Origin of the sequence: Sporosarcina sp. E16_8 (assembly GCF_017347095.1) — a bacterium.
GTDB lineage: Bacteria > Bacillota > Bacilli > Bacillales_A > Planococcaceae > Sporosarcina.
On the sequence record NZ_JADPRZ010000048.1, the window covers coordinates 1 to 26,184 of the forward strand.

At 40.8% G+C, this 26,184-nt stretch carries 27 protein-coding genes, 1 tRNA gene and 1 rRNA gene; 24 read left to right on the top strand and 5 right to left on the bottom strand.

What is annotated here, in order from left to right:
* The 6 genes from rrf to tsaD form a co-directional block, all read left to right on the top strand.
* Nucleotides 1–96, top strand: a 5S ribosomal RNA gene (rrf, locus tag I2484_RS17680); the annotation flags it as partial.
* 67 nt (nt 97–163) lie between these two features.
* Nucleotides 164–239, top strand: a tRNA-Asp gene (locus tag I2484_RS17685).
* A gap of 305 nt (nt 240–544) precedes the next feature.
* Nucleotides 545–997, top strand: a complete 453-nt coding sequence (gene tsaE / locus I2484_RS17690; RefSeq protein ID WP_207152388.1) for a tRNA (adenosine(37)-N6)-threonylcarbamoyltransferase complex ATPase subunit type 1 TsaE — start codon at nt 545–547, stop codon at nt 995–997.
* Entirely contained in the window at nt 994–1,704 is a 711-nt protein-coding gene (gene tsaB / locus I2484_RS17695) for a tRNA (adenosine(37)-N6)-threonylcarbamoyltransferase complex dimerization subunit type 1 TsaB (protein WP_207152389.1), read from the top strand. Before tsaE ends, tsaB begins: the two co-directional genes overlap by 4 nt.
* The gene (gene rimI / locus I2484_RS17700) at nt 1,691–2,149 is read left to right on the top strand and encodes a ribosomal protein S18-alanine N-acetyltransferase (RefSeq protein ID WP_207152390.1); all 459 of its coding nucleotides are present in this window, start codon (nt 1,691–1,693) and stop codon (nt 2,147–2,149) included. The genes tsaB and rimI overlap by 14 nt, the downstream gene beginning before the upstream one ends.
* On the top strand, nt 2,146–3,168 hold the full coding sequence (gene tsaD, locus I2484_RS17705; RefSeq protein ID WP_207152391.1) for a tRNA (adenosine(37)-N6)-threonylcarbamoyltransferase complex transferase subunit TsaD: 1,023 nt from the start codon (nt 2,146–2,148) through the stop codon (nt 3,166–3,168). Before rimI ends, tsaD begins: the two co-directional genes overlap by 4 nt.
* 377 nt (nt 3,169–3,545) lie before the next feature.
* Here tsaD and I2484_RS17710 read toward each other — a convergent pair whose 3' ends face one another.
* Entirely contained in the window at nt 3,546–5,474 is a 1,929-nt protein-coding gene (locus tag I2484_RS17710) for an ABC-F family ATP-binding cassette domain-containing protein (RefSeq protein ID WP_207152411.1), read from the bottom strand.
* 123 nt (nt 5,475–5,597) lie between these two features.
* Here I2484_RS17710 and I2484_RS17715 point away from each other — a divergent pair, with 123 nt between their 5' ends.
* The 3 genes from I2484_RS17715 to tatC all read left to right on the top strand — a co-directional run bounded on the left by I2484_RS17715 (nt 5,598) and on the right by tatC (nt 7,345).
* Complete coding sequence (locus I2484_RS17715) at nt 5,598–6,248, top strand: redox-sensing transcriptional repressor Rex (protein ID WP_207152392.1); 651 nt, start codon at nt 5,598–5,600, stop codon at nt 6,246–6,248.
* 93 nt (nt 6,249–6,341) lie between these two features.
* A complete protein-coding gene (locus I2484_RS17720; protein ID WP_207152393.1) occupies nt 6,342–6,527 on the top strand; it encodes a twin-arginine translocase TatA/TatE family subunit in 186 nt (61 codons plus the stop codon).
* A gap of 17 nt (nt 6,528–6,544) precedes the next feature.
* Entirely contained in the window at nt 6,545–7,345 is an 801-nt protein-coding gene (tatC, locus tag I2484_RS17725; RefSeq protein ID WP_207152394.1) for a twin-arginine translocase subunit TatC, read from the top strand.
* 43 nt (nt 7,346–7,388) lie between these two features.
* On the opposite strand, the gene I2484_RS17730 is transcribed toward tatC, so the two are convergent.
* Entirely contained in the window at nt 7,389–8,126 is a 738-nt protein-coding gene (locus I2484_RS17730; protein WP_218628053.1) for a CPBP family intramembrane glutamic endopeptidase, read from the bottom strand.
* Between the two features lie 185 nt (nt 8,127–8,311).
* Between I2484_RS17730 and groES the strand changes: the two genes are divergently transcribed.
* The 5 genes from groES (at nt 8,312) to I2484_RS17755 (ending at nt 13,863) form a co-directional block, all read left to right on the top strand.
* Nucleotides 8,312–8,596, top strand: coding sequence for a co-chaperone GroES (gene groES, locus I2484_RS17735; protein ID WP_067205358.1), 285 nt, complete (start codon nt 8,312–8,314; stop codon nt 8,594–8,596).
* 56 nt (nt 8,597–8,652) lie between these two features.
* The gene (gene groL / locus I2484_RS17740; RefSeq protein ID WP_207152395.1) at nt 8,653–10,284 is read left to right on the top strand and encodes a chaperonin GroEL; all 1,632 of its coding nucleotides are present in this window, start codon (nt 8,653–8,655) and stop codon (nt 10,282–10,284) included.
* Between the two features lie 1,461 nt (nt 10,285–11,745).
* Complete coding sequence (locus tag I2484_RS17745; RefSeq protein WP_207152396.1) at nt 11,746–12,732, top strand: ribonuclease YeeF family protein; 987 nt, start codon at nt 11,746–11,748, stop codon at nt 12,730–12,732.
* Nucleotides 12,717–13,310: a hypothetical protein gene (locus I2484_RS17750; RefSeq protein WP_207152397.1), complete on the top strand. Its 594-nt coding sequence runs from the start codon at nt 12,717–12,719 to the stop codon at nt 13,308–13,310. Before I2484_RS17745 ends, I2484_RS17750 begins: the two co-directional genes overlap by 16 nt.
* A 220-nt stretch (nt 13,311–13,530) precedes the next feature.
* On the top strand, nt 13,531–13,863 hold the full coding sequence (locus I2484_RS17755) for a hypothetical protein (RefSeq protein WP_207152398.1): 333 nt from the start codon (nt 13,531–13,533) through the stop codon (nt 13,861–13,863).
* Nucleotides 13,864–14,115: 252 nt separating this feature from the next.
* On the opposite strand, the gene I2484_RS17760 is transcribed toward I2484_RS17755, so the two are convergent.
* A complete protein-coding gene (locus I2484_RS17760) occupies nt 14,116–15,411 on the bottom strand; it encodes a hypothetical protein (RefSeq protein WP_207152399.1) in 1,296 nt (431 codons plus the stop codon).
* Nucleotides 15,412–16,006: 595 nt separating this feature from the next.
* Here I2484_RS17760 and I2484_RS17765 point away from each other — a divergent pair.
* The 6 genes from I2484_RS17765 (at nt 16,007) to I2484_RS17790 (ending at nt 20,555) form a co-directional block, all read left to right on the top strand.
* Nucleotides 16,007–16,423, top strand: coding sequence for a superoxide dismutase family protein (locus tag I2484_RS17765; RefSeq protein WP_346014215.1), 417 nt, complete (start codon nt 16,007–16,009; stop codon nt 16,421–16,423).
* Between the two features lie 227 nt (nt 16,424–16,650).
* Complete coding sequence (locus I2484_RS17770) at nt 16,651–16,836, top strand: hypothetical protein (RefSeq protein WP_207152400.1); 186 nt, start codon at nt 16,651–16,653, stop codon at nt 16,834–16,836.
* Between the two features lie 135 nt (nt 16,837–16,971).
* Nucleotides 16,972–17,535 (top strand): RNA polymerase sigma factor, encoded by a 564-nt coding sequence (locus I2484_RS17775; RefSeq protein WP_207152401.1) that lies wholly within the window; start codon nt 16,972–16,974, stop codon nt 17,533–17,535.
* A complete protein-coding gene (locus tag I2484_RS17780; RefSeq protein ID WP_207152402.1) occupies nt 17,528–18,256 on the top strand; it encodes an anti-sigma factor in 729 nt (242 codons plus the stop codon). The genes I2484_RS17775 and I2484_RS17780 overlap by 8 nt, the downstream gene beginning before the upstream one ends.
* Nucleotides 18,257–18,437: 181 nt before the next feature.
* Nucleotides 18,438–19,793, top strand: coding sequence for a copper amine oxidase (locus I2484_RS17785; protein WP_207152403.1), 1,356 nt, complete (start codon nt 18,438–18,440; stop codon nt 19,791–19,793).
* A 123-nt stretch (nt 19,794–19,916) separates the two neighbouring features.
* Nucleotides 19,917–20,555 carry a class F sortase gene (locus I2484_RS17790; protein WP_207152404.1) on the top strand — a complete coding sequence of 213 codons (639 nt, stop codon included), beginning with the start codon at nt 19,917–19,919 and terminating at the stop codon, nt 20,553–20,555.
* Nucleotides 20,556–21,299: 744 nt separating this feature from the next.
* On the opposite strand, the gene I2484_RS17795 is transcribed toward I2484_RS17790, so the two are convergent.
* Both I2484_RS17795 and I2484_RS17800 read right to left on the bottom strand, forming a co-directional pair.
* Nucleotides 21,300–21,638 carry a hypothetical protein gene (locus I2484_RS17795; protein WP_207152405.1) on the bottom strand — a complete coding sequence of 113 codons (339 nt, stop codon included), beginning with the start codon at nt 21,636–21,638 and terminating at the stop codon, nt 21,300–21,302.
* Nucleotides 21,639–21,924: 286 nt separating this feature from the next.
* Entirely contained in the window at nt 21,925–23,241 is a 1,317-nt protein-coding gene (locus I2484_RS17800) for a hypothetical protein (RefSeq protein WP_207152406.1), read from the bottom strand.
* A 285-nt stretch (nt 23,242–23,526) separates the two neighbouring features.
* On the opposite strand from I2484_RS17800, the gene I2484_RS17805 reads away from it, so the two are divergent.
* The 4 genes from I2484_RS17805 to I2484_RS17820 form a co-directional block, all read left to right on the top strand.
* Nucleotides 23,527–24,234, top strand: coding sequence for a BMQ_0737 family morphogenetic spore coat protein (locus tag I2484_RS17805; RefSeq protein WP_207152407.1), 708 nt, complete (start codon nt 23,527–23,529; stop codon nt 24,232–24,234).
* Between the two features lie 91 nt (nt 24,235–24,325).
* On the top strand, nt 24,326–24,904 hold the full coding sequence (locus I2484_RS17810) for a hypothetical protein (protein WP_207152408.1): 579 nt from the start codon (nt 24,326–24,328) through the stop codon (nt 24,902–24,904).
* A complete protein-coding gene (locus I2484_RS17815; protein ID WP_207152409.1) occupies nt 24,897–25,190 on the top strand; it encodes a hypothetical protein in 294 nt (97 codons plus the stop codon). The genes I2484_RS17810 and I2484_RS17815 overlap by 8 nt, the downstream gene beginning before the upstream one ends.
* A gap of 57 nt (nt 25,191–25,247) precedes the next feature.
* A partial coding sequence (locus I2484_RS17820; protein WP_207152410.1) for a coiled-coil domain-containing protein occupies nt 25,248–26,184 on the top strand: 937 nt, incomplete at its 3' end.

Below are 26,184 nucleotides of genomic sequence, written 5' to 3' on the forward strand. Positions count from 1 at the left end.
GGTCACACCCGTTCCCATCCCGAACACGGAAGTTAAGCTCTTCAGCGCCGATGGTAGTTGGGGGTTTCCCCCTGCAAGAGTAGGACGTCGCCGGTCTCACATATTTACTTTCGAGATATATGTGATGAATTTATTTGCAAAAACGAAAATTATTACATTTCAAGGTCCCGTGGTGTAGCGGTTAACATGCCTGCCTGTCACGCAGGAGATCGCCGGTTCGATCCCGGTCGGGACCGCCATTTAATTTTAAATTCAGAACCGATTCTAGGGATTAATTCCGGGATTGGTTTTTTTGTATATAGAATTCTAGGGTTTAACAAATATATTTATTTGAAAAAGAAGTAAGCAACATTTATTGCAAAGCAGACAACACTTCAACAAAAGTAAACAACGCTATCGTAAAAGAAGACAACGTTCCTAGGGAACTAAGCAACATTTAATCTACAACATCCCCTACTCCGAAAACACATACATAAGCGTAGATGCTTTCTGATAGATCTTGTTTTCGGTACACTATAGCAAAGAAGCAGAGAGGAAATAACCTATGACTAGGGAAATAGAAGTAAGTTCTGTAGAAGAGACAGAGCAGATAGCAATGAAACTTGCAGTCCTTCTCACACCACCGGATGTACTTACGCTTGAAGGCGATTTAGGTGCAGGTAAAACAACTTTCACCAAGGCACTTGCGAAAGGACTGGGCATTACACGCATGGTCAATAGCCCTACATTCACAATCATTAAACAGTACGAAGGTAATTACCCGCTCAACCATCTCGATGTCTATCGCTTAGCTGGTAGTGATGAGGATCTTGGTTGGGATGAACTGTTTTACGGAGATGCAATATCTGTTATCGAGTGGGCGCATCTTATAAAAGATGATCTACCGGCAGAGCGTTTGGAAATCCAGCTTGTTCATGGTGGCGGAGATAAACGGATGATTATATTCACGCCGATAGGTGAAAGATATGAAAAAATTTGCGAGGGGATTTTCTTATGATCTGGCTAGGTATAGATACGGCTAACACGCCCATTTCAGTTGCACTTGTGAAAAATGGGGAACTATTAATAGAAGGAACTTCAGCGATGGCTATTAACCACTCGCTACGCGCTATGCCAGCAATTGAAGAGTTGTTGGAACGAGCGGGGTTAGTACCTGCGGATATTGATGCAATTGCAGTCTCAGAAGGGCCAGGTTCTTATACAGGCGCGCGAATCGGAGTGACGATAGCGAAGACACTAGCCTGGACACTTGGTAAACCCCTTGTTGGCGTATCAACATTAAAAGTACTTGCGGCAAATGCATTATTCTTCAATGGTTTGGTTTGTCCAATTGTCGATGCTAGGCGGGGCAATGTCTATGCCGGTGTTTATCAATATGATGCAGGAAAGCTTACTGAAATTATTGAGGATGGTCATTACTCTCTAGAAGAGTTGATCCATTTGCTTGAGCAGCACAGTAGTCCTATTTTATTCGTTGGAAAAGATACAGTAATGCATCAACAAAAACTTATTGAACACCTTGGACAACGTGCAGTTCTAGCACCTCTTCAATTTAATCTACCGCGGGCCTCCTCGCTTATATTTGTTGCCGCTCAATCAGAACCGGAAACGGATGTACATGCATTTGTTCCAGAATATCGACGTATTGCTGAAGCTGAGGCAAATTGGTTAAAAGAGCAGGTGAAGGACAATGATCGTGGATAAAGAGATTAGTTATAGGCGAATGGGAGTAGAGGATATTCCTTCCGTTGTTGAAATCGAAAAGGAAGCATTTGCTACGCCGTGGACTGCAGAAGCATTTGAGTATGAAATGACCGGGAATGACCATGCGCATTATGTTGTTGCAATTTATGAGGATGAAGTTATCGGGCATTGCGGAATGTGGATAGTACTTGATGAGTGCCATATTACGAATGTTGCGGTACGGAAGCGGTTAAGGGGCAATGGCATCGGCGAAGCACTCATGAAGGAAGCTATTGCACTTTGTATAGAAAAAGAAGTCCGTTTAATGACACTGGAAGTGCGGATGACCAATATTACGGCTCAAAACCTTTACCGTAAGCTTGGGTTCCAGGACGGCGGAATTAGGAAAAACTATTATACGGACGACCATGAAGATGGGCTCGTCATGTGGGTGGAATTCAAATGACAAAAGATAGCTATATTTTAGGAATTGAGACAAGCTGTGATGAAACCGCTGCATCCGTCGTAAAAAATGGAACAGAGATTATTTCCAACGTTGTAGCATCTCAAATTACTAGCCAAAAACGGTTTGGTGGGGTAGTGCCAGAAATTGCATCGAGACACCATGTTGAACAAATTACACTGGTGATTGAAGAAGCACTTGCAAATGCTGAACTAAAACCTGGGGAGCTTGACGCAGTTGCTGTGACGGAAGGACCTGGTTTAGTTGGGGCCTTGTTGATAGGTATTAATGCTGCGAAAGCATTTGCTTTTGCCAACGGTTTACCGATTATTGGTGTTCATCATATTGCAGGGCATATATATGCTAACCAACTAATGCAGCCTATGGAGTTCCCACTTCTGGCGCTCGTAGTCTCAGGAGGTCATACAGAGCTGGTAATAATGGAAGGGCATGGTTCGTTTAAATTGATTGGAGAAACACGTGATGACGCTGCTGGTGAAGCCTATGATAAAGTAGCACGTGTACTGGGGCTTCCTTATCCAGGCGGTCCACAAATCGATAAGTTAGCGGCTGAAAGCGATGGGCAAGTTGTTTTCCCGAGAGCCTGGCTCGAGCCAGGTTCTTATGACTTTAGCTTCAGCGGACTTAAATCATCAGTGATTAATTATAAGCATAATCTCGCACAAAAGGGGGAGGATGTTAACCCCTTTCATGTTGCAGCAGGCTTCCAAGCAAGTGTCGTTGAAGTATTGACGACGAAAGCGTTAAGAGCAGCGAAAGAGTTCGGTGTGAAACAGGTAATTGCGGCTGGCGGTGTAGCGGCGAATAAAGGGTTACGTGCTTCTCTTGAAGAAACATTTAAGAAAGAAGAGATACCTTTTTACGTCCCACCGATCGCACTATGTACAGATAACGCGGCAATGATTGCTGCAGCTGGATCGGCCATGTTTATAGATGGAATACGCGGAAATCTTACGATGAATGGAAAACCTGGCATGCTCCTCGTGTCATGGAAACAGTAAATAAATATAAACACGAAAGTCGTCATATTATGACAACTTTCGTGTTTTTTTATCCCGATTTTTTTTGATATGTCAATAGGGAACATTCGTACTTATGCACAGTTGTGGATAAGATGTGCATAACAATTGTGTAAGTACGTTTAGTAACAGTGATAAAGGGATAACTATGTGTATAAGAAATACATTAATTGTGGATAGTGTGTATAATTACTGTGGATTACAGGTATATGTACATTCCTAGTGTGGATAAGACTGTGGAAATTATTTCAGAGAGAATATCGTTTCATACTTTTATTTGATAGGTTACGACAGCAAGAAATGACAAAACGTCACGATTCAACCATTGGATCTGGTTTAACGTGACGTTAAAACTCATCTTATAATGCCTCTAGTTCTTCTTGAAGACCAAGCCAATTTTCTGATTTACTGTCATGCTGTGCCTGGAGTGCATCAATCTGTGCCTGTAACTCCATTAATTTCACATGATCGTCTGCAAATTCAGGAGTGGAAAGTTCATCTTGCAGTGCTACTATTTCATCTTCCAAAAGAGAAAGTTGTGATTCGACTTCGTCAATAGCTCTAGTCAGCCTTCTTTCCTGCCTTTTTAGTTCTTTATCATCGTCATTTTTTCTTTCAATGATAGGAGTTGCAGTTGCCTTACCGGCATTTGACTCGGCAAGTAGCTCTTCTTGTTCCAGTTTCTTCTCGATGAAGTAATCATAATCACCGAGGTATTCGGTTGTACCTGTTGCGCTGATGTCGATTACCTTTGTTGCGATGCGGTTGATAAAGTACCGGTCATGCGACACGAAGATGAGGGTGCCCGGGAAATCATCCAATGCATTTTCAAGAATTTCCTTGCTATCCAAGTCCAGATGGTTCGTCGGCTCATCGAGGACAAGCGTATTTGACTTTTGTAACATTAATTTAGCGAGAGATAATCGAGCTTTTTCTCCACCTGATAGGGAAGTGACAGGCTTCTCAACATCTTCACCGGTAAATAAAAAGCGGCCAAGTACTGAGCGAACGTCTTTTTCATTCATCATCGGCCAATCATCCCAAAGCTCCTGAAGAACGGTCCCAGTTCCGATAAGTGTTGCTTGTTCTTGGTCGTAATAGCCAAATTGAACATTTGTACCATAACGAATTTTGCCTGCTAGAGCTTCTTGAGTCTTGACGATGGTCTTCAAAATTGTTGATTTCCCCACGCCGTTCGGTCCGATAAGTGCAATGCGGTCTTGTTTGTAGACACGCATGCCGATTCCAGTTGAAACAGGAATGCTGTCATAACCGACTGCTACATCTTCCAGTGCTAGTACATCATTTCCGCTGGGACGATCAATCGAGAAGGTAAAGTTTGCGGATTTTTCATCTCCATCAGGAGAACCCATCCAATCAGTTTTTTCAAGCGTCTTACGTCGGCTTTTCGCCATTTTTGATGTTGATGCCCGGGCAATGTTTTTTTGAACGAAATCCTCGAGCTTGGCCTTCTCACCCATTTCCTTGACGTAAAGTTTTTGATCACGTTCATAATTTTTCGCTTTTTCGTCAAGATACGCACTATAATTACCTGTAAACTTCGCTACTTTTTTCCTCGAGACTTCGTAGACGATTGTCACGATTTCATCTAAGAAATAGCGGTCATGGGAAACAATTAAGATAGCGCCCTCATAGGACACCAGGTATTTCTCTAGCCAGCCGAGCGTTTCGATATCCAAGTGGTTTGTCGGTTCATCAAGGATGAGGAGATCTGGTTTACTAAGTAGCATTTTAGCGAGTGCCAATCGCGTCTTCTGACCACCGGAAAGAAGATTGACGTTTTTGCTGTAATCCTCAGGGTAAAAACGCATCCCGTGAAGCACCGAACGAGTATCAGATTCATATTGATAGCCGCCAGAGTCTTTGAATTCGATTTGTAGTGCGTCGTACTCTTTGATGACACGTTCATAGTCGCTCGGGTTGTCGTAGACAGATGGATCTGCCATAAGCCCCTCAAGCGATCGAAGTCGTCTTTCAATACTATGGAGTGGTTCGAATACAGTCATCATCTCTTCCCAAACCGTCAATATAGAATCAATGCCTGAATGCTGTTCAAGGTACCCAATTCGGATATCTTTAGGGACGATTATATCACCAGAATCAGCGCTCATTTCACCTGCAATTATTTTGAGTAATGTCGATTTTCCGGCTCCGTTGCGTCCAACAAGTGCGACGCGGTCGCGATGTTGAACTTCGAGTTTTACGTTACTTAATATATCTGTTCCTGAAAATGACTTTGTTAGTCCGTTCACTTGTAATACGATCAAATAAAGCACCTCTATTCCTCTTCAGTTTAAATGAATGGCGTCAAGCGTGCAACGGTCGACTTTACAACATTCATTATCTACTGTACGATAGAATCGCCTTTAGATACACTCAGGAGGGTTAAGATGATAGGGGAAACAATCAAAATTCCACAGGCGACGTCAAAACGTTTGCCTTTATATTATAGGTTCCTTCAGAACTTCGCGAATTCAGGGAAGAAACGAGTATCATCCAGTGAATTAAGCGAAGCTATGAAAATTGATGCTGCCACCATTCGACGTGATTTTTCACATTTCGGTGCACTTGGTCGTAAAGGGTACGGGTATGATGTGCATTATCTCGTCGACTTTTTTCGTCAGGCACTCGATCAGGATGAAGTAACAGATGTAGCGCTCATAGGTGTTGGCAGTTTAGGGAACGCTTTTTTGAAATATAATTTCCATAAAAATCACAATACGCGCATCATTATTGCATTCGATCCGAAAGCCTCGCATGAAGGTACAGAGATGAGTGGAATTTCGGTTTTTCATCCTGATACGATTGAGGATAAAATCAGGGAATTAGGAATCGAGCTTGTTATTCTTTCAGTGCCTTCACGTGTAGCCCAAGAAGTGACAGATAAGCTCGCAGCTATCGGCGTGAAAGGAATTCTTAACTTTACTCCGGTTCGGCTGACGGTACCTGACTCATTACGGGTCCATACAATCGATTTGTCCGTCGAATTGCAGACACTTATTTACTTTATCAAAAACGACGTAAAAGATTCACATATGTAACGCTTCGTAAATAGTAATTCCGGCGGCTTTCGTGTAAAATAGACAAAAGAAGGATTGAGTTCAATCCGAAGCTTTATGAAGGAGGTGTCCGAGATGCCAGGTCCAGGAAGTCTGATTATCATAGCTGTTATTGCTTTGCTCGTATTCGGTCCCAAGAAACTGCCTGAAATCGGGAAAGCCTTTGGTTCATCATTGCGTGAATTCAAACACGCGACAAAAGGTCTTGTAGAAGACGATGAAGTAAAAAAAGTTGAAGTCAAGAAAGAAGAACTGAAGTAAGTTAGGATGTCTGTGCGATGATAGAAAAAGAATTAACAGTCATTGAGCATATAGATGAAATTAGAAAACGGCTGATGGTTATCGTCGTTTTCTTTGTTATTGCGGTAGTGGGTGCTTTCTTTGTGGCAAAACCGCTAATTCAGTTCCTGCAAAATGATGGAGAAGCACATAATATTGCGTTAAATGCTTTCAATGTACTTGACCCGATCATGATTTACGTGAAAGTGATTGTCTTTATCGCATTTATCGTCATTTCACCGGTTCTTATGTACCAATTATGGTCCTTTATTTCACCCGGATTGCATGAAACTGAGCGGCGCGCGACATTGAATTATATCCCGTTCACATTTTTCCTGTTTGTTGGTGGTATTGTCTTTTCGTATTTCGTCCTGCTACCTTATGTGATGAAATTTATGTTGAATTTATCCACGGAGCTCGATATAATCCAGACAATCGGCATAAATGAGTATTTCACGTTCCTTTTCCAACTGCTAATTCCATTTGGCATTGTTTTTCAGTTACCGGTCGTCTTGTTGTTTTTAACGAGACTCGGTATTTTGGATCCGAAGACGCTTGTGAAGATACGGAAATACGCTTACTTTGTTCTATTTGTAATTGCGGCTTTCATTACACCGCCTGACTTGTTGTCACACGCGTTCGTCACGGTTCCATTGTTTGCACTTTATGAAATAAGTATTTTCATTTCACGCTTCGGTCACAGAAAGTACTTGAAGGCCGAGCAGCAGCGACAATTTGAAGAGGCGAAAGCTGAACAACAGCGTCAGATTGATGAAGTGAATGAGCAACAGCAGAAATGAAAAAAGTCTTCCACAACCCTAAGTAGGGCTGTGGAAGACTTTTTTAGTGCATAAAGAAGATTATGGCTTGTTTCAAATCTTCCTGCCATAACTGTAACTTCTCAATGTTTAAATTGAGGACAACGACAAATCCATTCATTAGTAAATGGGCAATCATTGGTGTCAGTATGCGTTTCGTCCGGTAATACAAGTAGGAGAAGACGAAAGCGGGCATCATATAGATTAGAAGGTGTTCGAATTCATTATGAACAGCAGCAAACACTAGGGCGCTGACAATGGCTGCAATCCAAAAGTTTGTCTTTTGATAAATTCCGCCAAAGATAACTCGTCGAAAAATAATCTCTTCTAGGAAGGGTGCGAACAGAACGATTGAAATGATGATTATCGGTGATACTTTCGCAATGTCGGAAAGAATTGCGGTGTTATCTGATCCTGGTTCTATTCCGATTGCAATCTCGATAGCACCAGCAAGCATTTGTCCCCCTAAGGCAAGGAAGAAACCGATGAATCCCCAAAGTACTGAATTGCCGATGGTAGATTTTTTCCCTCCGAATACCTGGAAGAAGTTTTTCTTCTTCAAAATGATAAGTAGGAAAATGACCGCGGCAATTGCATTAACGGTGAAGAGCGACCAAGAGCTCGCTCGGTACTTGATGTCCTGCTCGGTGTATTGTTCATTCCAAGGAAATTTTTCGAATAAGCCCTGCGCTAAAAATACACTGCCCACATGCATTAGAATGTAGGTAAATAAAAGATACATGTAGATTTTCCAATTCTTCAAGTGGCGCCACCCTTTCAACTGGGGATGAAGTCAATTTTAGCTGTTTAGAGGTAGATAAGCAAAGAGAAAATGTTCGGAGTATTTCACTTGCAATATATGCAAATGTTCATTATGATTAGAAATGTATTAGCACTCATGTCTATCGAGTGCTAAAAGGGAGATATTATCTGAGGAGGTTGTTTCAATTGTTGAAACCATTAGGTGACCGTATTGTTATCGAGCTAATCGAGGCTGAAGAAAAAACGTCAAGCGGTATTGTTATACCGGACTCTGCAAAAGAAAAACCGCAAGAAGGTAAAGTTTTTGCTACAGGTACTGGACGCGTTCTTGAAAACGGACAACGTATCGAATTGGAAGTTAAAGAAGGAGATCGAATCCTCTTCTCAAAATATGCAGGTACTGAAATCAAACATGAAGGTAATGAATATCTGATCTTGCGTGAAAGTGACATCTTAGCAATTATTGGCTAATAGACTGATGCACAGCTCGTTTAAAAATACACGAAAAATCAGGAGGGTACTTATAAATGGCTAAACAAATTAAATTCAACGAAGACGCACGAAGCGCAATGCTACGTGGGGTCGATACATTAGCAAATGCTGTAAAAGTAACGCTTGGACCTAAAGGACGTAACGTTGTTCTTGAGAAGAAATTTGGTTCACCGCTAATTACAAATGACGGTGTAACAATCGCACGTGAAATCGAACTTGAAGATGCGTTTGAAAACATGGGTGCAAAACTAGTTGCTGAAGTAGCGTCTAAAACGAACGAAATCGCAGGTGACGGTACAACGACTGCAACGGTTCTAGCGCAAGCGATGATCCGCGAAGGACTGAAAAACGTCACTGCTGGTGCTAACCCTGTTGGAATTCGTAAAGGAATCGAAAAAGCGGTGGCAACTGCTGTTGAGGGCCTTAAAGAAATTTCCAATGAAATTGAAGGGAAAGAAGAAATTGCACAAGTTGCATCAATCTCTTCTGGAGACGAAGAAGTTGGGAAGCTTATTGCTGAAGCAATGGAGCGTGTTGGCAACGACGGCGTAATTACGCTCGAAGAGTCAAAAGGCTTCACGACTGAACTTGACGTTGTTGAAGGAATGCAATTTGACCGCGGCTATGCTTCTGCTTATATGGCAACAGATACAGACAAAATGGAAGCAGTTTTGGACAATCCTTATATCTTAATTACAGATAAAAAGATTACGAACATCCAAGAAATCCTTCCTGTTCTTGAACAAGTTGTTCAACAAGGTAAACCACTTCTTATGATCGCAGAAGACGTTGAAGGCGAAGCACTTGCAACACTTGTTGTGAACAAGCTCCGCGGTACATTCAATGCTGTTGCTGTTAAGGCACCAGGCTTCGGAGATCGCCGTAAAGCGATGCTTGAAGACATTGCGACTTTAACTGGCGGGGAAGTTATCACAGAAGACCTTGGTCTTGACCTTAAAACTGCTGACATTTCTCAGCTTGGGCATGCAGTGAAAGTTGTTGTTACAAAAGACAATACGACAATCGTTGAAGGTAGCGGCAATTCAGAACTTATTGCAGCACGCATTAACCAAATTCGTATTCAACTTGAAGAATCAACTTCTGAATTCGATAAAGAGAAATTGCAGGAGCGTCTTGCTAAACTTGCAGGCGGCGTTGCAGTTATCAAAGTCGGAGCAGCTACTGAAACTGAACTTAAAGAACGTAAACTTCGCATCGAAGACGCATTGAACTCAACGCGTGCAGCTGTTGAAGAAGGTATCGTTTCTGGTGGTGGTACTGCTCTTGTAAACGTCTACAGTAAAGTAGAAGCATTACTAGAGACTACTGAAGGCGACGTAGCTACAGGTATTAAAATTGTACTTCGTGCGCTTGAAGAACCTGTTCGTCAAATCGCTAACAACGCTGGTCTTGAAGGATCTATCGTTGTAGATCGTCTGAAACGCGAAGAAGTAGGCATTGGCTTCAATGCAGCTGACGGTACGTGGGTAAACATGATGGAAGCTGGAATCGTTGACCCGACTAAGGTTACACGTTATGCACTTCAAAACGCAGCATCTGTTGCAGCTATGTTCTTGACGACTGAAGCAGTAGTTGCGGATCTTCCTGATTCAAACCCAATGGGCGGCGGAATGCCTGACATGGGCGGTATGGGCGGCATGATGTAACCTCGTCATATCTAAAAGGAAAAGCGTCACTCCAATCATTTGGGTGACGCTTTTTTTGTGTATCCAGCATGGCTTAATCATATAGGGGCAAGTCCCGAACAAGTAAGGTTCAGCTTAAAGCAAGGGTGTCCGCGGCGACGCGGAATCTGAAGGGAGAGAGCGGCAAATATCCGGTCTGAGGAACACGACCTCCATATAAGGCTAAGTAAAATTGGGTGAGTTCGCCAAACAAAAGTTCTTTCTGTTGAAGGTCATATGTAATAAATGAAGCAGATAGATGAGAGGAAAGACAACGTTCTTACCTGGGGAGGTCTGATTGACATCAAGTACACTTGGTAACTCTACTTTCGGAAATGAAAATAAGCCTTATTCAATGATATAAAAGGATTTCTAGCGGTTTAGTTATCAAAATGCATCGGTTTTCTTATGAAAACTAGTGGTTTGTTGAAAAATCTATTTATTAGTGGCTGAATCTGATTGTCTGTTAAAAGTAATTCCTGTGACGACACCAAATTCAGTATTTCCGAAAATATCAAAAGAGCTTCTACAAAATGAAGGTCCTTTACTTCATCGCAACACAGATAGAAAAGGTTGCCAATGGTTCTATCGTCTTCTCCTCTTCGGGAACTTACGGCCCGCATCATATAACAAAGGCAATCTAGAAAAAAATGAAGAAATATACTTAAGCTAACTGAGCGCGAAAAAGAACTATTAGAAGCTGTCTGCTAAAAAATCTTGATATGCAAATTTTAAAAGTATAGAAAATAACCACCTCTCCAATTTTCTGAGAAATAATTATTTCAATACTTTTTGAATCATTTTCGCCAATGACAACAAGTCCCTTATTATTTGGCATTCTTATTAGGACTGTTCATTGAGTATTGTCATGAGTTAGGTGTCATTAACATTGAAGACGTTAGTCAAAGCCATGGCTATATGCATTTCAAGGTTTTTTTGCGATTTAAATAGCTTTAGGATTAAATAAGCGGATATTTGAATCAATGTCTCATGATGGATCTATTAAGGTGGTGGTGTTATTCAACTGTCACCTTACCTATTAAATTGAATCGTGATTTCACTGACTTGGGATTGGTAAAAAATAACCCTAATTATATAGCGTTTACCAATGAACTAAACTCTCTAACAAAAGGATTGGTCCCTAGACAAAGTAAAATGAAATATTCACCAATGTTTGGGGTTGATGTTTATCCATCAAAACTAAAATAATGACTTTAATTATAGTATTGGTAAAAAATACTATTCCTTCCAAATAATTTTAATGAAAATATGAAAACTCCATTTATTCTCTCACCTACAACGTTATAATGAAATATAAAGAAATCAATGTTCGACCATTTAGCCAAGGAGGGATGGAATGTTTATCAATAACGGACGGCATGCTAAAAAGCATGGAAAATATGTAGATGTTAACAGTATCAGGGGATTGTCGGAGCGATACAAATGAAAGTTTTGAATGTCGACCTGTTTCAAGAGGGAGTACAACGAAACGTTGCGATGCATCATCGACTAAAAAATGAAATGGAATCAATCCTTAACTCCGTTGAGGCGCTCGTTGCGCTTGAAGATGCGCTGAAGGGGGAGGGGGGCGATGCAATCCGTGCGTTTTATGCAGAATGCCATTTACCGTTCCTACTTTTTTTTAGGACTTTCCAAGATGGCTTCATCCAGGTCCTGACTTCCATGGAGGCTGCCCTCCACTCACTCGAACCAAGTTCTGCAGGCTTCATCCGAGAAAGTTTCCTAGAAGAGGAAATCGAGCAGGGATTGCAGAACGTTGCGCAGTTGACCGAAAGTTTGACGAATGAGGCCAACAGTATCATGGATCAGGTTGCGGATATTGTCTCCTTGCCCCATCTGAACGATGGCGAAGTGCAAGAAGGGGTCCGCCATGCGAAAATCAAGCGGGATGACACGAACACGAGTCTGCATGAATTTGATGCAACTCAGACAAATGCTCTGTCAAAGATCGAGCAGGATCTGCTGACGATGGAGGTCTGGCTATCTGATATCCAAGGTTTGTTTACATTCGGACTTACGGATATCGATTTCCGGGCTGGTCAATGGGCGACCTTGACGACAAGAAATACGTTATGGACAGATCTCATCCAACGGACAATGCCAATGGGTAGCCTGCCTCTGATGATGGATGCAAATGTTACATTGCCTACCCCATACGGTCCAGAACTATCTGATGGAAATCTTGTGCCCCTTCGTCCTACGTATGATATGTCCGATGAAAAAATTACTAAACTGGAAAATACAGGTGTTGAAATTGCAAAAGGCATAGGAACGGGTCTATACGATGCAGGAAAAGATTTTTTGACCGGCATCTGGGATCTCATTACGAAACCGAAGGAAGCCATCGAAGGTGTCGTCCATGCTGTTTCCCATCCAGTGGGACATTCGATTATTTGCAGACAACAATAATTGAATCGTATGAACGGGATGTTACGAACGGCGACGCCTATTCCCGTTCGCGCTGGTTCTCGTACGCAATCGGTACTGTTGGAGCTTCCATCGTAGGCACAAAAGGTGCAGCTGCAGTCACGAAAACAGGCGTTACCACGACGAAAGTCGCAGTACAAAAAGGGGTCACAGCAACACAAAATGCAGTCCACTCTCCTGCCTTAGCCAACCTTTTTCCATATGGTCCCCATAGGCAAGTGGCAATGCCTGGCGGAGTACCCTATAATGTGATGAATGGACCCGGCGTAAGGAATCAACTCATCTCAAAAGTGAAGTTAGAGGTCGAAGTTAAGAGTACGGTTAATTCGAAATATAGCCATAACATGGTCGAAAAACCAGGACCGTTATTGGGATTAAATCCTGCTGCGGCTACTACATTCAGAAGTGGAATGTATAATGTAACAAAACTCGAGAGCGATACAATTCTCTATCGTTCCGGAAAAGCGGGTGGGGGTAAGAATGCACTAGGTCAGTATTTTACTAAGGAGCCAGGAACAAAAATTGGAGGTCGTATTGACTCTGCTGTAAAGGCACAATGAATTGATCCCAAAACGGGTGCGTTTACAGGTTCCTCACCTTTAGATACAGTTTACGCAATTAAAATACCTAAAGGTACCACAATTTATGAAGGACCGGCAGGATATCAAGGTGGGATTTACTTAGGTGGAGGAAATCAAATATTTGTTCCAGAACCTTGGAAGATTAACGGGGTAGAAGTAATTTCGTCAACACCTATTAAGTAAAAGAGGGGCGTTAGCTATGCTAAAAGATATACTACAATTAAGGGTTATATATGAAGAATTAAAGAGGGTTTTAGAGAAAGAAAATAATGATAGCGAAGTGCTCTATATTATTAATCAATTAGAATTAGGTTTGGGTTTAATTGATGAATGTTTGAATAACATCTATGAAAATCAAGATTTAAAAGAGCTATATAGTAAATTGGACGAAGTTTACATGAAAATCAATCAGCCTCGCGTTGGACTGTCAGACTTTTTTATCTGGAGAGATAATTATGAGGAACGTATAAAAGCAAATGAGCATTTAGATACAATTAAAGATAACCTTTTATTATTATTTAAAAAATATTAAATTAAGAAAATAGACAGCTGAATCTAAAGAACTTCCAGCTATCTGATGCCATGGGGTCAGATTTTATGTCGAAACTTATAAAAACTGGTATAAGTTAATATAATTAATTAAATAGAGCCCTTGGAAACTCCTAACAGAGTTTCCAAGGGCTTAAATGTTTATCAACATTAAATGCTCCATTTAATCAACCGTAAATCATGCGGTTAAGGCACGGAATGATATCACTACCGGGTAAACAATTAATTTATTAATTCACTTTTTTAGTGAATTGAATAAAGAATTGTAAGCTGTAATAACTTGTTGGTAATAACCAACTAAGTTGTCCCAAACCGTTGTTTGAACAGCTTCTTTAACAGGAACTTCCACAGCAACGTCGCCATCAGCAGTTTCTTCTGCTACATCTTCAGTGGGAACGTCCGCAGCGTCGTCGCCATCAGCAGTTTCTTCTGCAACATCTTCAGTGGGAACGTCCACAGCAACGTCGCCATCAACAGGTTCTTCTGCTACATCTTCAGCAGGAACGTCCGCAGCATCGTCGCCATCAACAGGTGCTTCTGCTACTTCCTCACCATCAGCGGGTACTTCCGCTACATTGCCATCTTCATCTGGTAAGATCATACCAAAATGATCTTGGATAAGAAAATCGTAGTAATCAATTAAATTACCGTAATTTTGTAAGACTGATCTATATTCATTTACTTGCTCTTCTGTTATAATAGTGCTATCAGTTGATTGGTCAGTTGACGTAGTATCTTCATTGATATTATCGTCTGCTGGCTTTTCTGTTTCATCAGTTTCATTTGCTGACTCATCTTCACTAGCAGGCTCCTCTGCAGGTTCATCAACCACAGTTTCCTCCGCTGTTTCGTCTTCAATTACAGGTAAATCCGTTGCTTCATCTTCATCAACAGGTACGTCAGTTGCTTCATCTTCAATTACAGGTACGTCAGTTGCTTCGTCTTCAATCACGGGTACGTCAGTTGCTTCATCTTCAATTACAGGTACGTCAGTTGCTTCATCTTCATCAACAGGTACATCAGTTGTTTCGTCTTCATCAACAGGTATGTTAGTTGCTTCATCTTCATCAACAGGTACATCAGTTGCTTCGTCTTCGATCACTGGTGCATCAGTTGCGTCGTCTTCAATCACAGGTACATCCGTTGCTTCATCTTCATCAACAGGTACGTCAGTTGCGTCGTCTTCAATCACAGGTACATCCGTTGCTTCATCTTCATCAACAGGTACATCTGTTGTTTCGTCTTCATCCACAAGATCATCGGCATCATCTTCATTCGATGCCTTTTCTTGCAAATTTTTATTTGCAATTGTACGCATTATTTTTCCTTTTTCATATGAACCCGGTGTGCTTGTCGCATAAGAGGAAACCTCTTCACCGTGATTCTTAAAGTCTGTCTCCGCACCTTTTTCAGCTCCTAAAGCTGAGCCGCCTGCTCCAAAAATAGCGGCTGTTAACATTGAGGTTGACATTACAAACGGCAAAATCTTCTTGTTCGTGCTCTTCGCTTTTTGATTAGTTTCTTTAACCAAGAATCATCAAACTCCCTTTTATTGAATTTTTTAATCTCGACTACTGACTACTAAATATGAAATTGAAATAACACTCATTCTATTAAGCCGTTATGTACATCTAACCTCCTTCACAAGCAAGAGCCTAAAATCAGGGTCAATTTTTTTATATCTGTAATGAAGCTTTTCAATCGAATAGTTTAGCAGTGTCCCTTCTGCTTATTAACTACAATAACAAAAGGAAATAAGAAGAGTGTAACGAACTAGTTACAACTTTCCATGGAGATATTAACCCTTGTCATAAATGAAAAACACTCCAGGAGACCTAACTCATAATTGGGCAAAGACTAAAAAGAGGGCCTATTCTAATAGACCTACCCCCGTTATTCCGGTTTATCCCTTTTGTGAATGGCATCATCAAAGTGCTATACAAACATGTTGCGTTACTTTTGTAATATCTGTATTGAATGATCTAAAGGATCTACCGTTATACAATTTTTAATATTACATTCAGAAACTTACCTAAAAACTTATACTTTATGGTGGCTGCTCTCCACTCACGAACCAAGTTCTGCCTTCTTCATCAGAGGGAGTTTCCTAGAGGCTGAGTGTGAAAATGACAAAATGGTTATTGTTAATTACAGTATTTGTTCTTGCTAGGGGTCTTTCATCTTGCGGTGACGAAGAATTAACTTCCGTGACTGTGGACCTGATGGATAGCAACGGAAAGTCGATTGGAATAGCGGAGTCGACTGAAGAAGATAATGGTGTACGGGTTAAGATGAATGCGACGGGCTTGCCTGTAGGTTCCCACGGAATTCACTTTCATGAGGTAGGGGAATGTGAAGCTCCGGATTTTGAATCAGCATACGGTCATTTCAATCCGACTGGCGCCAGCCATGGAATGGAGCAGAAAGAAGGACCGCATGCGGATGGAACAGTAGAGGACGAGTTTTTGGTTGAACAAGTCACACGGGACAGCCCTTTTCATCCACGCAGAAGCGGAGGATGGGAAAACCCAGCCGTCCGGTGATTCCGGCGACCGTATTGCATCTGGAATTGTGGAATAATAAATGATTTAACATTAAGACGAACACCTTTTGTTGCGGAGATGAATCCGTGAGGAAGGTGTTTTGTTTATTATCGTCATGTTAAAGATTGATATATCATCATGTATAGAACAAGTTGAATTATTGAATACAGTATATAAACGCAGGACCCTTTAATTTTTTAGATGCTAACAGGAGAGAATGGAATAGCTTGTACGAAGGGGAAAATACAGCTGTCATTTCGCATCCCTGGGCAGAAGAGGAACTTAATTATCGTATTACTGCTAAAGTCTTTGACAGTAAAGATACTAAAAAGTTTAATGGAGATACTTCTGTATTAAAAGGGGAAGCAATAAAAACTATCAACATAGGTACCTTTTACTTATATAGAAGATAATTTTATCAAACTATAAGAAAATAATGATCGTTTTCGACGCTATCCACGTTAGCTTACTGAACCATTTACTCTCGTAGGTAACCAAAGACTCAAGCTATGGTATTCTTAAAGAAACATTTAAAAAAGGAGAAAATTATGACTGGACCGGATGATGCATACCTCTATGCAAGGGCGGCGTCGCACGATCGCTACGCCTTCGAAACATTATACGATCGCTATGAAAAACTTGTATTCTCATTCGCCTACCGTCTGACTGGAGACCGAACGATTGCAGAAGAAGTCACTCAAGACGTATTTCTGAAGCTATGGAATGGTACAACAACATATAAGGAAGACAAAGGAAAGTTCTCGTCCTGGCTTCTGACGTTAACAAGGAACAAATCGATCGACGAGCTAAGAAGATTGAAGCGGCATGCACACGAACCGATGCTGGAGAAAGATTCTCTTCTTGAAGCAGCCGGCTCTACTGAAGCGGCAATCGAGTGGAAAGAGAAGCGAGAAATCGTACACCATGCAATTGGAGAACTGAGAGTGGAACAGCAGGAAATCATTGAACTGTTCTATTTCAAAGGGGTTAGCCAACAGAAAATCGCAGAACAGTGTGAATTACCACTTGGAACAGTTAAAGGGAGAATCCGATTGGCATTGAAGCATTTGAAAGGGTTAATCGGACAGGAAGGAGGGGTTTCGAATGAATGAGCAATGCCATCTGTTGATCGACTATTTCAATCGTGTCCTAACTGATGAAGAACTAAAAAGATTCGAAACGCATATGACAGAATGTCCGTCCTGCCGTGAGGAACTTATCGAGTGGGAAGCTTTGACGGAAGACCTTCCCTATTTGACTGAGGAAGTGGAAGTACCCACCGACTTGAAATCACGGGTGTTCGCAGCCTTATCTGAGACCACGGAGGACAGCGACAAAGTTAAAGTATTACCGCAGCTTCGCATAGAGGACCCACCGAGTAAACGGTTCAAAGTTGCTGTTCCTGTTTTGGCGGCGGCTCTATTTGCTTCTCTTGTGACGAATGCGTATCTTGTCAATGAAAACAACAAAGAACTAGAAGTTGCAGTGGGGGACATCCAGCTAATTGCGCAAACGGCTTTGGTACCGCAGCCAGGGGGGGGAGAAGCATCGGCGGTTGCCATGTTACTTTCAGATCGAGGTGAAGATGTGCTGCTCGTTGATGCAGCAAAATTGCCAGAGTTGCAAGAAGGTGAACTCTATCAGGTTTGGGTAATCGAAGGTGAAAAACCGTATCCGGCAGGCATAGTTAAACAGACGGAAGCGGGAGGTGGATCTGTGAGCCACCGATTGAAGGAACTTGTGGGCAAGTGGGATACAATTGCGATTACAATTGAAAAAGAACCGAATCTGGCAGCACCGCAAGGCACCATTGTTTTAGCAGGTGGAATCTGATTTCATCCAAAAAAAGACTGATTTACCTCGTAAACTAAGGGGTAAATCAGTCTTTTTCACATTATGGATACGATTGCAAAGCCTCAAATCAATCGACCGAATAAAATCTTTTTCAGAAAAAGTGATCCAATTCGTTTTTCCTTCCGTTAGCTATATACAAAAATGAAAAGGAGCGATTCACATGAGACTAAAGAAAACACTAATCGCCATTCCACTAAGCGTATCATTACTACTTCCAATGGGGACACTCGCAAATGCAGCTGAACATGAACACGGAGGAAATCCAACAATGGAGGTGTCGAACCCTGCAGTGGATTTGAGGGCAACGCTCGATAGTATCTTATCCGAGCATGCGTACTTGGCGGTCATCACAATGCAAAAAGGGTTAGATGGCGCAGGTGATTTCGAAGCCGCTGCAGCTCAGTTGGGGGAAAATACCGATGAACTGTCCGCTGCAGTCGGGTCGGTCTACGGAGAAGAAGCAGGAAGTCAGTTCAAGGAGATTTGGAGCAGTCATATTGGCTACTTCGTTAATTACGTAACAGCCACTGCAAGTAAAGACGAAGATGGACGCAAGAAAGCACTCGCCGATCTAGACGCCTACCGAGTGAAGCAAGCAGACTTCCTATCAAAAGCGACAGATGGTCGGCTGAAGGCGAAGGATCTTGAGGAAGGCCTGAAAATGCACGTTGACCAACTGGTTTGGGCATTCGACAACTATGGAGCAGGTGAATACGAAAAAGCTTATACAAGCGCAACAGAATCGATGCATCATATGTTTGGCACAGGGAAAGGACTCTCTTGGGCAATCACTGAACAGTTCCCGGATAAATTCGACAACCAATCTGTCGATACACCTGCAGCTGATCTGCGTGAAGCGTTGAACAGTGAATTCTCCGCACATGCTGCGCTCGCCATACTTGCAATGCAAAAAGGGATTGATGGCGCGAAAGACTTCGATGCAACCGCGGCAGCACTGAATGCAAATACGGAAGACCTTACAAAATCCGTGGAATCTGTTTATGGAGCAGAAGGAGCCAAGAAATTCAATGAAATCTGGAGCAGTCATATAGGTTACTTTGTAGACTACGTAAAAGCAACTGCAAATGAAGACGAAGCAGGCAAAAAGGAAGCCATTGCTAACCTTGACGCATACCGTAAAATCCAGGCTGAATTCCTCGATACCGCAACAGAGGGAAGATTGAAAGCTGCAGATTTGGAAGAAGGTCTGAAAGGTCATGTCGATCAATTGCTTAATGCATTCAACAGTTATGTTGATAAGGATTATGACGCAGCATACGATAGCATCCATGAAGCATACAGCCATATGTTTGGGGTAGGAACCGCTCTATCAGGAGCAATCGTTGATCAGTATCCCGATAAATTTGTAACTGCGATGCCATCGGATATGCCGAAGACGGGTCTCGGTGGTATGAGCCAAGTGGCGGATCACACCATTTTATGGGTTATCTCAAGCCTTATCCTTGCGATGAGTGCGGGGGCAGTACTGATACGCCGGAAAGTTGTAAATCGCTGATAAAAGGGGGCTTTCCTCAAATATGTTTGGACGTTAAACGCTTAACCTCCCCATCAGGATAACTATATTCATAAGCGCACGACATCCAGATTTCAGACGTTTCGGAAAGGAGGAACACCTATCATGAAAAACCGTTTAAGCGTCGCGCTGCTTTTGGTCATTGTCATACTGGCAGGTTGCTCAAAGGCAGCTTCCAAAGAAAATGTGTGCAATACGAAGGATGCCATCGAATCTGGAGTAGTAGCTGCGGTCACAACTGCATCATCACTTCCATTACCTTCATCGGAAGGACTCGCTTTGGCGGACGAACGAATCGGTGTCCAGCCTGTCACACTCGAAATTCCGGTACTGAACGTCAACGCATCAATTGAAGAGGTAGGGCGTCTTGAAAATGGACAGATGGGTGTTCCGCAAAATTCGGATAATGTCGGTTGGTTCGCACCCGGGATAAGACCCGGATCCCCGGGCAATGCAGTAATAGCAGGTCATGTCGACTCGTTGACAGGGCCCGCTGTATTTTTTGAGCTTGATAAGTTGAAAAAAGGTGATGAAATCATCGTGCATGGTAAAGATAATGAAACAATGCGTTTTATTGTCGTCAAGATAGCGTCCTACCCACGAGAAAAAGCTCCTGTCGATGCGATTTTTGGCTTCACCTATGGCAGTGGTCTCAACCTCATTACATGTACCGGTGAATTTAACCGCAAAGCTAAAACACACGAGGAGAGACTCGTCATCTACACTGAATTGAGTAGCTCTTAATGGTAAAGTTACTCATGCGTTTTTTTGTATTCCATTTATCAACAGAATAATAAATGCGTATTGCTGATATCGAAGTGGTTCAAAGTGATAATCCGAACATACACAAGGTTTATAAATTTACTGTTCAATTAAACCATAAAAATGGAACCGAAGAAGCGGTGTAATAGTAGGTGAAAGGGTTGGCAATCTGTTCAGAGGAAGGGGGAATTGGAAAGATTAATTTCCGTGATGAGAGTGAATTGCAGGAGGGAATAAGAGAGGTTGGTAAATATCTAAAAGGTATACACTAACTTCGGACGGTGCTTTTTTCAATCTTTTCCTATTGTGGTTTGTCCCCTTTATTTCAGACAATATAGTACAGTTGCCTTAGGTAAGAAGGAAGGCGAGCATATCAACATTTGGTTGCCTTCCCTTTTTACTTTTTAATCTGGGTATTGAATTGTCATAATTCGACAAAGCATAGCGTATTATATAATCATGTAAAGTTGAGAATGAAACGGACAGCATGGTGTAAAAAGAAACAAACCCCTAAGATCTGGAATTCAAGGTCTTAGGGGTTATTTTTTTGCGAAAAGATAGAAAAAGGAGCCTAGTTCTTACGTGATTCATCATTGACTTAGAAACAGGCATTTGAAATGTTTTTGAATTGAGAGAAGGGGAAATACCAGAAGTTGTGGATTGACGGTGAATTTCCAATCTGTACCGTTATAGGTTATCAAAGGTGCTTTTTCAGCTACTCAAGGCTTACTGCTTAACCCCAGCAGTAGAAGGGGGATCGTACGTGTCGTTATCATGGCTGTTATCGATACCGATACCACTACGGCCTTCGTTAAGGTTACCATTAAAGTTACCATCATTATCATGAACGTTGATAGTAAGGTTCAAATTAGTAAGGTAATTTAGATATCCATATTGAACTGAGTGATTTTTTATAGCTGATTCTGCTCCTGCGCTAGGAGAACATTCACGCGAATTATTATAACCATGTGGTTGTATATTGGCCGCGTCAATTGCTTTGAATGGTCTAAGCTGTTGGAAATTACCTCCACAACAGAAACCTTTTTTAAAATTAGTAGTATTCATATTTATCACCTCGTTTCTTTGCTATTCTATTCAAAGTTATAGCAAGGCGGACGGGCTATCGACTACTTGTCTATCGCAAATTTGAAAATTATGTATAAAAGGTAGTTTTTACGGAACGTTTGTGAAATTTCCAAAAAGAAGCCCCGAATAGCTGATTGGCACTATTCAAGACTTCTTATGATTTCTGGAATTCCCAAAAAAACAGCCGCCTTAGACTTTGTGTCAAGGCAACTGTTTTAATCAGGATACCCCATTTGGTGATTATAATACATATTCTAAATAGGAATTAATGCTTCTTGCTGAAGAGGTTGAAAAGCCAAAATGTCTCTTTATTTTTATGTTGTTGTCGTTTCATTTCATTAGAAATCTCAATTGGAGCTACATGATTTACTTTATCGTAAATCTCAATTGATGCATTTACAACTTCAATTGGAGTTACGTCATTCACTTCATCGTAAATCTCAATTGATGCATTTACAACTTCAATTAGAGTTACATCATTCACTTCATCGTAAATCTCAATTGAAGCATTTACAACTTCGATTGGAGTTACGTCATTCACTTCATCGTAAATCTCAATTGAATCATTTACCACCACGATTGGAGTTACATCACTCACTACATCGTAAATCTCAATTGAAGCACTTACGACTTCGATTGGAGTTACATCACTCACTTCATCACAGATTTCAATTGAAGCATTTACGAGATCGATTGGGGTTACGTCACTCACTTCATCGTAAATAACAATAGGAGCATTTACCATCTCAATAGGAGCAACATTATTCACTTCATCAAAATACTCCGTCACCTTCTCGTTTTTTTCAAAAATGCTGCTAGTTGAAGATACAGCCGAATTCTCAATGACCCTTATTGGAATCCTATGTTTTTTCACAATCTTATTTTGATGATTTCCTGATGTTATTGGGACATTTCTGTTCCGACCATTATATAGTTGGCTAGGGTTAACACCAGTAGATGGAAAGCTTTGTTTAGTATACTGCTGCCCTTCTTGATACTTCTTTTGAATAGAGAGGCTTGAAACAGGAGTTACATCACTTGGTGCTTCCTGGATGTTAGTAGCCTTCGCTACAAGACTTTGCAAATTCATAATAGATGGCGGCCGATTCGATTGTTGAAAGGAAGAGATGGATGTTTGGTCTTTAGTTTGAGTTGTTACTTCTATGAAATTTTCCACCCTCTTCTCGTTATTAGCGATAATTGCCGAGTCTTGAACTTCGGCCTGTGCATTAATGTGTTCTTTAAAGATATTGCTAGTATCATTTTTTATTTTATTCCTTATCAATGAAATATCTTTATTCAATTCCTTGACAGTTTGGTTAAGTGAGTTAATTTGGACCGAAAAACTTTTTACTTGCTGCTCATGGGCCACAATCTGCGTACTTTGTTTTTCATTCAATTTTTCAATTACCCCTTCTAAATTTGAGACTTGTGTTGTAAAACCATTAAATTCGGTCTTCTTGAAAAGATAGTCGTCAATTGAATTTCCTATTGTCAATGTGGTTAAGGTATCTTTATAAGTTGCGACTTTCTGCTTCAGTTTTTCAATGTCATGAGCGGTGTATAACTTAGAATCTCCCATCACGTTTCACCCCTTTGCAGTCCATTCCCTTCTATTCTATTAATAATGTTTTAATTGCGTGATAGATTGGTACTTTCAGCCACTGATTAATATATGATAAAGAGCCGAATTCTAACGGGGCGATATCCATCTCGCAATAATACATTTATTTCAATTACTCATTTGCCCTTCCCAAATCTGTTCAATTTAATAAATATCATGTTAACTCATTTCTTTGCCCATACACACATTCTTTCACATCATATGCTACCAAAGAAAGATAAAAAATTTGGAGGTGTCTGCAAAATGCAAGAAAAGAAGCATTGTGATGGGAAAGAACTAATTTGTATAAATGTCGACAAGGTTTATGATTGGATTGTTAAAGAGAAGTCGTTTGATTTTACTGTTCCGTCATGGGAAAAGATTCATTTTACTCCTAAAAATTCAGTACCGGGTGGACCCATTCATGGTGCACACGTTACATGTGAAGTGACTCCTGATAAGCATCATCCAATCGTCATCCTCGGACGTGAGGATCGTCCGTTTTGTATTGATGGAAAGAACGTTATGCTTCAGCAGCTCAATATTCGTAAGAACTTCGTGATAACGCTTATCGTAACTTTAGCAGACGGAACCGTGTTGACTAGTGAAGCTCCCAAGTGGGACGAAAATTCAGATCTAGCGTTTTCTCGTTGCGAACAAGTTACCTTGTGTGCTCCTGAAGGAACAGATGTTGAAATTACGTACACGAATTTAGACTGTTTCGTGTGTACTACGGGGAAACTTATAGGAGATGATGATAACCAAGGTAAAGGTACAATCATATTCCATAATCTATCTATCTCAGTAGATACATGCCAAAGTATCCAATCGACATTCCCAGTCACTGTCGAATTTTTAGCTGATTACTGTGAACCAAGAGAGGATTTAGCACATGCTTGTGCTCCACCAATGCGCCCGCACCAATGCTCTGTTGTTTTCCCAGATGACGACAACGGCCATTGCTGCCACTAATGTCGGCTATTAGTGATAATGATTATGCACACAACATATCTTAAAGAGAGGAAATTTCTCTCTTTATTTTTTTTGGGGAAAGGGGTAGAGAATGGTGGGAAACAATAGGGATGATGTGGGAGCGAAACTTACTAAGCTCCAGCATCAAACGAAAACATATTTATCTGAAATAAAAAAAATGGTAGATGAGCTTAATGAACCTGCCAAAATGATAATAGTAAGTTATTTTACTTATTCATTAAATGTTTCACATGATCCAGAACAAGAGAGCCTATGTCTCGGATCTTACCATATACATAATCTGGGGAACCAGCCAATCACAAATCCTTCTGTTTGCATAAAAGTATCCCAAGAGTCTCCCTTTTCCTTTTCAGGGAGGTACGTATATGCCGATTTTAAGCAGTCATTGAAAGTTGCAGATGGCTGGGAACGTACAAATGAGAAAACGAATAAAGAGGAATTTTGGCTTAGACCTTTAGGGAAATCATCCGTTGAACCTAATGAGACCATTTCATTTTCAAATTTCCAAATTACATGGTCTCCTAAAGAATCTTATGCAGGCAGTATCATGGGAACTACGTATAGTGATCAAATGAAAGATGGAATTGCTGTGATTAATCCCATCAATCTCAATGGAACTGTCCGTATACAGGGGGTTGAAAATGAGTGATAAAGACGAAAGAGAATTGTTTATGAAGCATCTCATCCGTCAATTTATGAATGAACAGCTTAGCGAACGTAAAGAAGATAACCTGGAAAGCAACAATAGTTTTGTCTTTTTAGAAAAAAGCACATTGAATACGTTGATCATCTATATGTTAATGAATGGGGAGCGTCGCCCTGATGAAGAAGCCTTTAATGATTCTCAAGTGAAGATTTTAGAGGAACTTGACCATATAATTGCAGATAGCAAAAAGGGATTTGAAGAGATCATCACTTTGTTAAAAGAAATCTGAGGGTAGTATCCTAGTGTAGCTTTTGCTTGAGGGGTATCTATGAAGGGAGACAGTGACGTGAATAGTGAAAAAATCAAAAATAATGATCCCCTGCAACTTCAACAAATGATCATCTTTTTAAAGGCGGAATTAGCGAAACAAAAATCGGTAGTGAAAAAATTTCAAGACAGCTATCACTATTCAGTAGTAGAAAACCTTGAGCAAGAAAATCGACAATTAACGAACGAAAAAAAGGAACTAGCTGAGGAGTTAGTTAAGTTAAATCAAAAATTTGAAAAGCGGGCTAGCGATTACAGAGGACCTGTCCAATTGCAAGGAATGCAAGGCAATGGATTCATCACTTCTATTGATGCCTTTCAGAAAACAAAAACAGATCTATTACCAATTAGCAAACAGTTAACTGAAGTTATTAATAAACTGAAAGACGGAGCTAATACCGATCAACAGAGATATAAAAAACATGACAAGCAAGTTTCTTCTCTTCATAAAAAACTAGCGAGTAATAAAACGACTATAGACCAGCTCGAATATAAGCTTGGGGATCTCATTCAAGAAGCAAATAAACAAGTACACTCCCAACTTGAGAAGTTAGACATAGCCAATAAAGAGCGTAGCCAGTCCGAGAAAGAAAGACAACGTCTACTAATAGAAATAGAAGAAAAAAATAAAGCTATAGGAAAACTCCAACATGAAATATCGGATTTAAAAGAACAAAATAAAAAGGGAAATGACGCTATTGCAATTGAAGAAAAAAATCTAGCTAATAAAACGACTATAGCTCAGCTCGAATATAAGCTCGTTGATTTCATTCAAGAAGCAAATAAACAAGTACACTCGCAACTTGAGAAGTTAGACATTGCCAACAAAGAGCGTACCCAGTCCGAGATAGTGAGACAACGTCTACTAATAGAAATAGAAGAAAAAAATAAAGCTATAGGAAAACTCCAACATGAAATATCGGATTTAAAAGAACAAAATAAAAAGCAAAATGACG

Bases quoted from the DNA above. Each gene is read 5' to 3' on its own strand.
- I2484_RS17765 (WP_346014215.1), top strand. From the start codon at position 16,007: ATGACAAAATGGTTATTGTTAATTACAGTATTTGTTCTTGCTAGGGGT.
- I2484_RS17815 (WP_207152409.1), top strand. From the start codon at position 24,897: ATGAGTGATAAAGACGAAAGAGAATTGTTTATGAAGCATCTCATCCGT.
- I2484_RS17810 (WP_207152408.1), top strand. From the start codon at position 24,326: ATGGTGGGAAACAATAGGGATGATGTGGGAGCGAAACTTACTAAGCTC.
- tsaE (WP_207152388.1), top strand. From the start codon at position 545: ATGACTAGGGAAATAGAAGTAAGTTCTGTAGAAGAGACAGAGCAGATA.
- I2484_RS17755 (WP_207152398.1), top strand. From the start codon at position 13,531: ATGCTAAAAGATATACTACAATTAAGGGTTATATATGAAGAATTAAAG.
- tatC (WP_207152394.1), top strand. From the start codon at position 6,545: ATGATAGAAAAAGAATTAACAGTCATTGAGCATATAGATGAAATTAGA.
- I2484_RS17775 (WP_207152401.1), top strand. From the start codon at position 16,972: ATGACTGGACCGGATGATGCATACCTCTATGCAAGGGCGGCGTCGCAC.
- I2484_RS17780 (WP_207152402.1), top strand. From the start codon at position 17,528: ATGAATGAGCAATGCCATCTGTTGATCGACTATTTCAATCGTGTCCTA.
- rimI (WP_207152390.1), top strand. From the start codon at position 1,691: ATGATCGTGGATAAAGAGATTAGTTATAGGCGAATGGGAGTAGAGGAT.
- groL (WP_207152395.1), top strand. From the start codon at position 8,653: ATGGCTAAACAAATTAAATTCAACGAAGACGCACGAAGCGCAATGCTA.
- I2484_RS17745 (WP_207152396.1), top strand. From the start codon at position 11,746: ATGAAAGTTTTGAATGTCGACCTGTTTCAAGAGGGAGTACAACGAAAC.
- I2484_RS17805 (WP_207152407.1), top strand. From the start codon at position 23,527: ATGCAAGAAAAGAAGCATTGTGATGGGAAAGAACTAATTTGTATAAAT.
- I2484_RS17795 (WP_207152405.1), bottom strand. From the start codon at position 21,638: ATGAATACTACTAATTTTAAAAAAGGTTTCTGTTGTGGAGGTAATTTC.
- I2484_RS17790 (WP_207152404.1), top strand. From the start codon at position 19,917: ATGAAAAACCGTTTAAGCGTCGCGCTGCTTTTGGTCATTGTCATACTG.
- I2484_RS17715 (WP_207152392.1), top strand. From the start codon at position 5,598: ATGATAGGGGAAACAATCAAAATTCCACAGGCGACGTCAAAACGTTTG.
- I2484_RS17720 (WP_207152393.1), top strand. From the start codon at position 6,342: ATGCCAGGTCCAGGAAGTCTGATTATCATAGCTGTTATTGCTTTGCTC.
- tsaD (WP_207152391.1), top strand. From the start codon at position 2,146: ATGACAAAAGATAGCTATATTTTAGGAATTGAGACAAGCTGTGATGAA.
- tsaB (WP_207152389.1), top strand. From the start codon at position 994: ATGATCTGGCTAGGTATAGATACGGCTAACACGCCCATTTCAGTTGCA.
- I2484_RS17800 (WP_207152406.1), bottom strand. From the start codon at position 23,241: ATGGGAGATTCTAAGTTATACACCGCTCATGACATTGAAAAACTGAAG.
- I2484_RS17785 (WP_207152403.1), top strand. From the start codon at position 18,438: ATGAGACTAAAGAAAACACTAATCGCCATTCCACTAAGCGTATCATTA.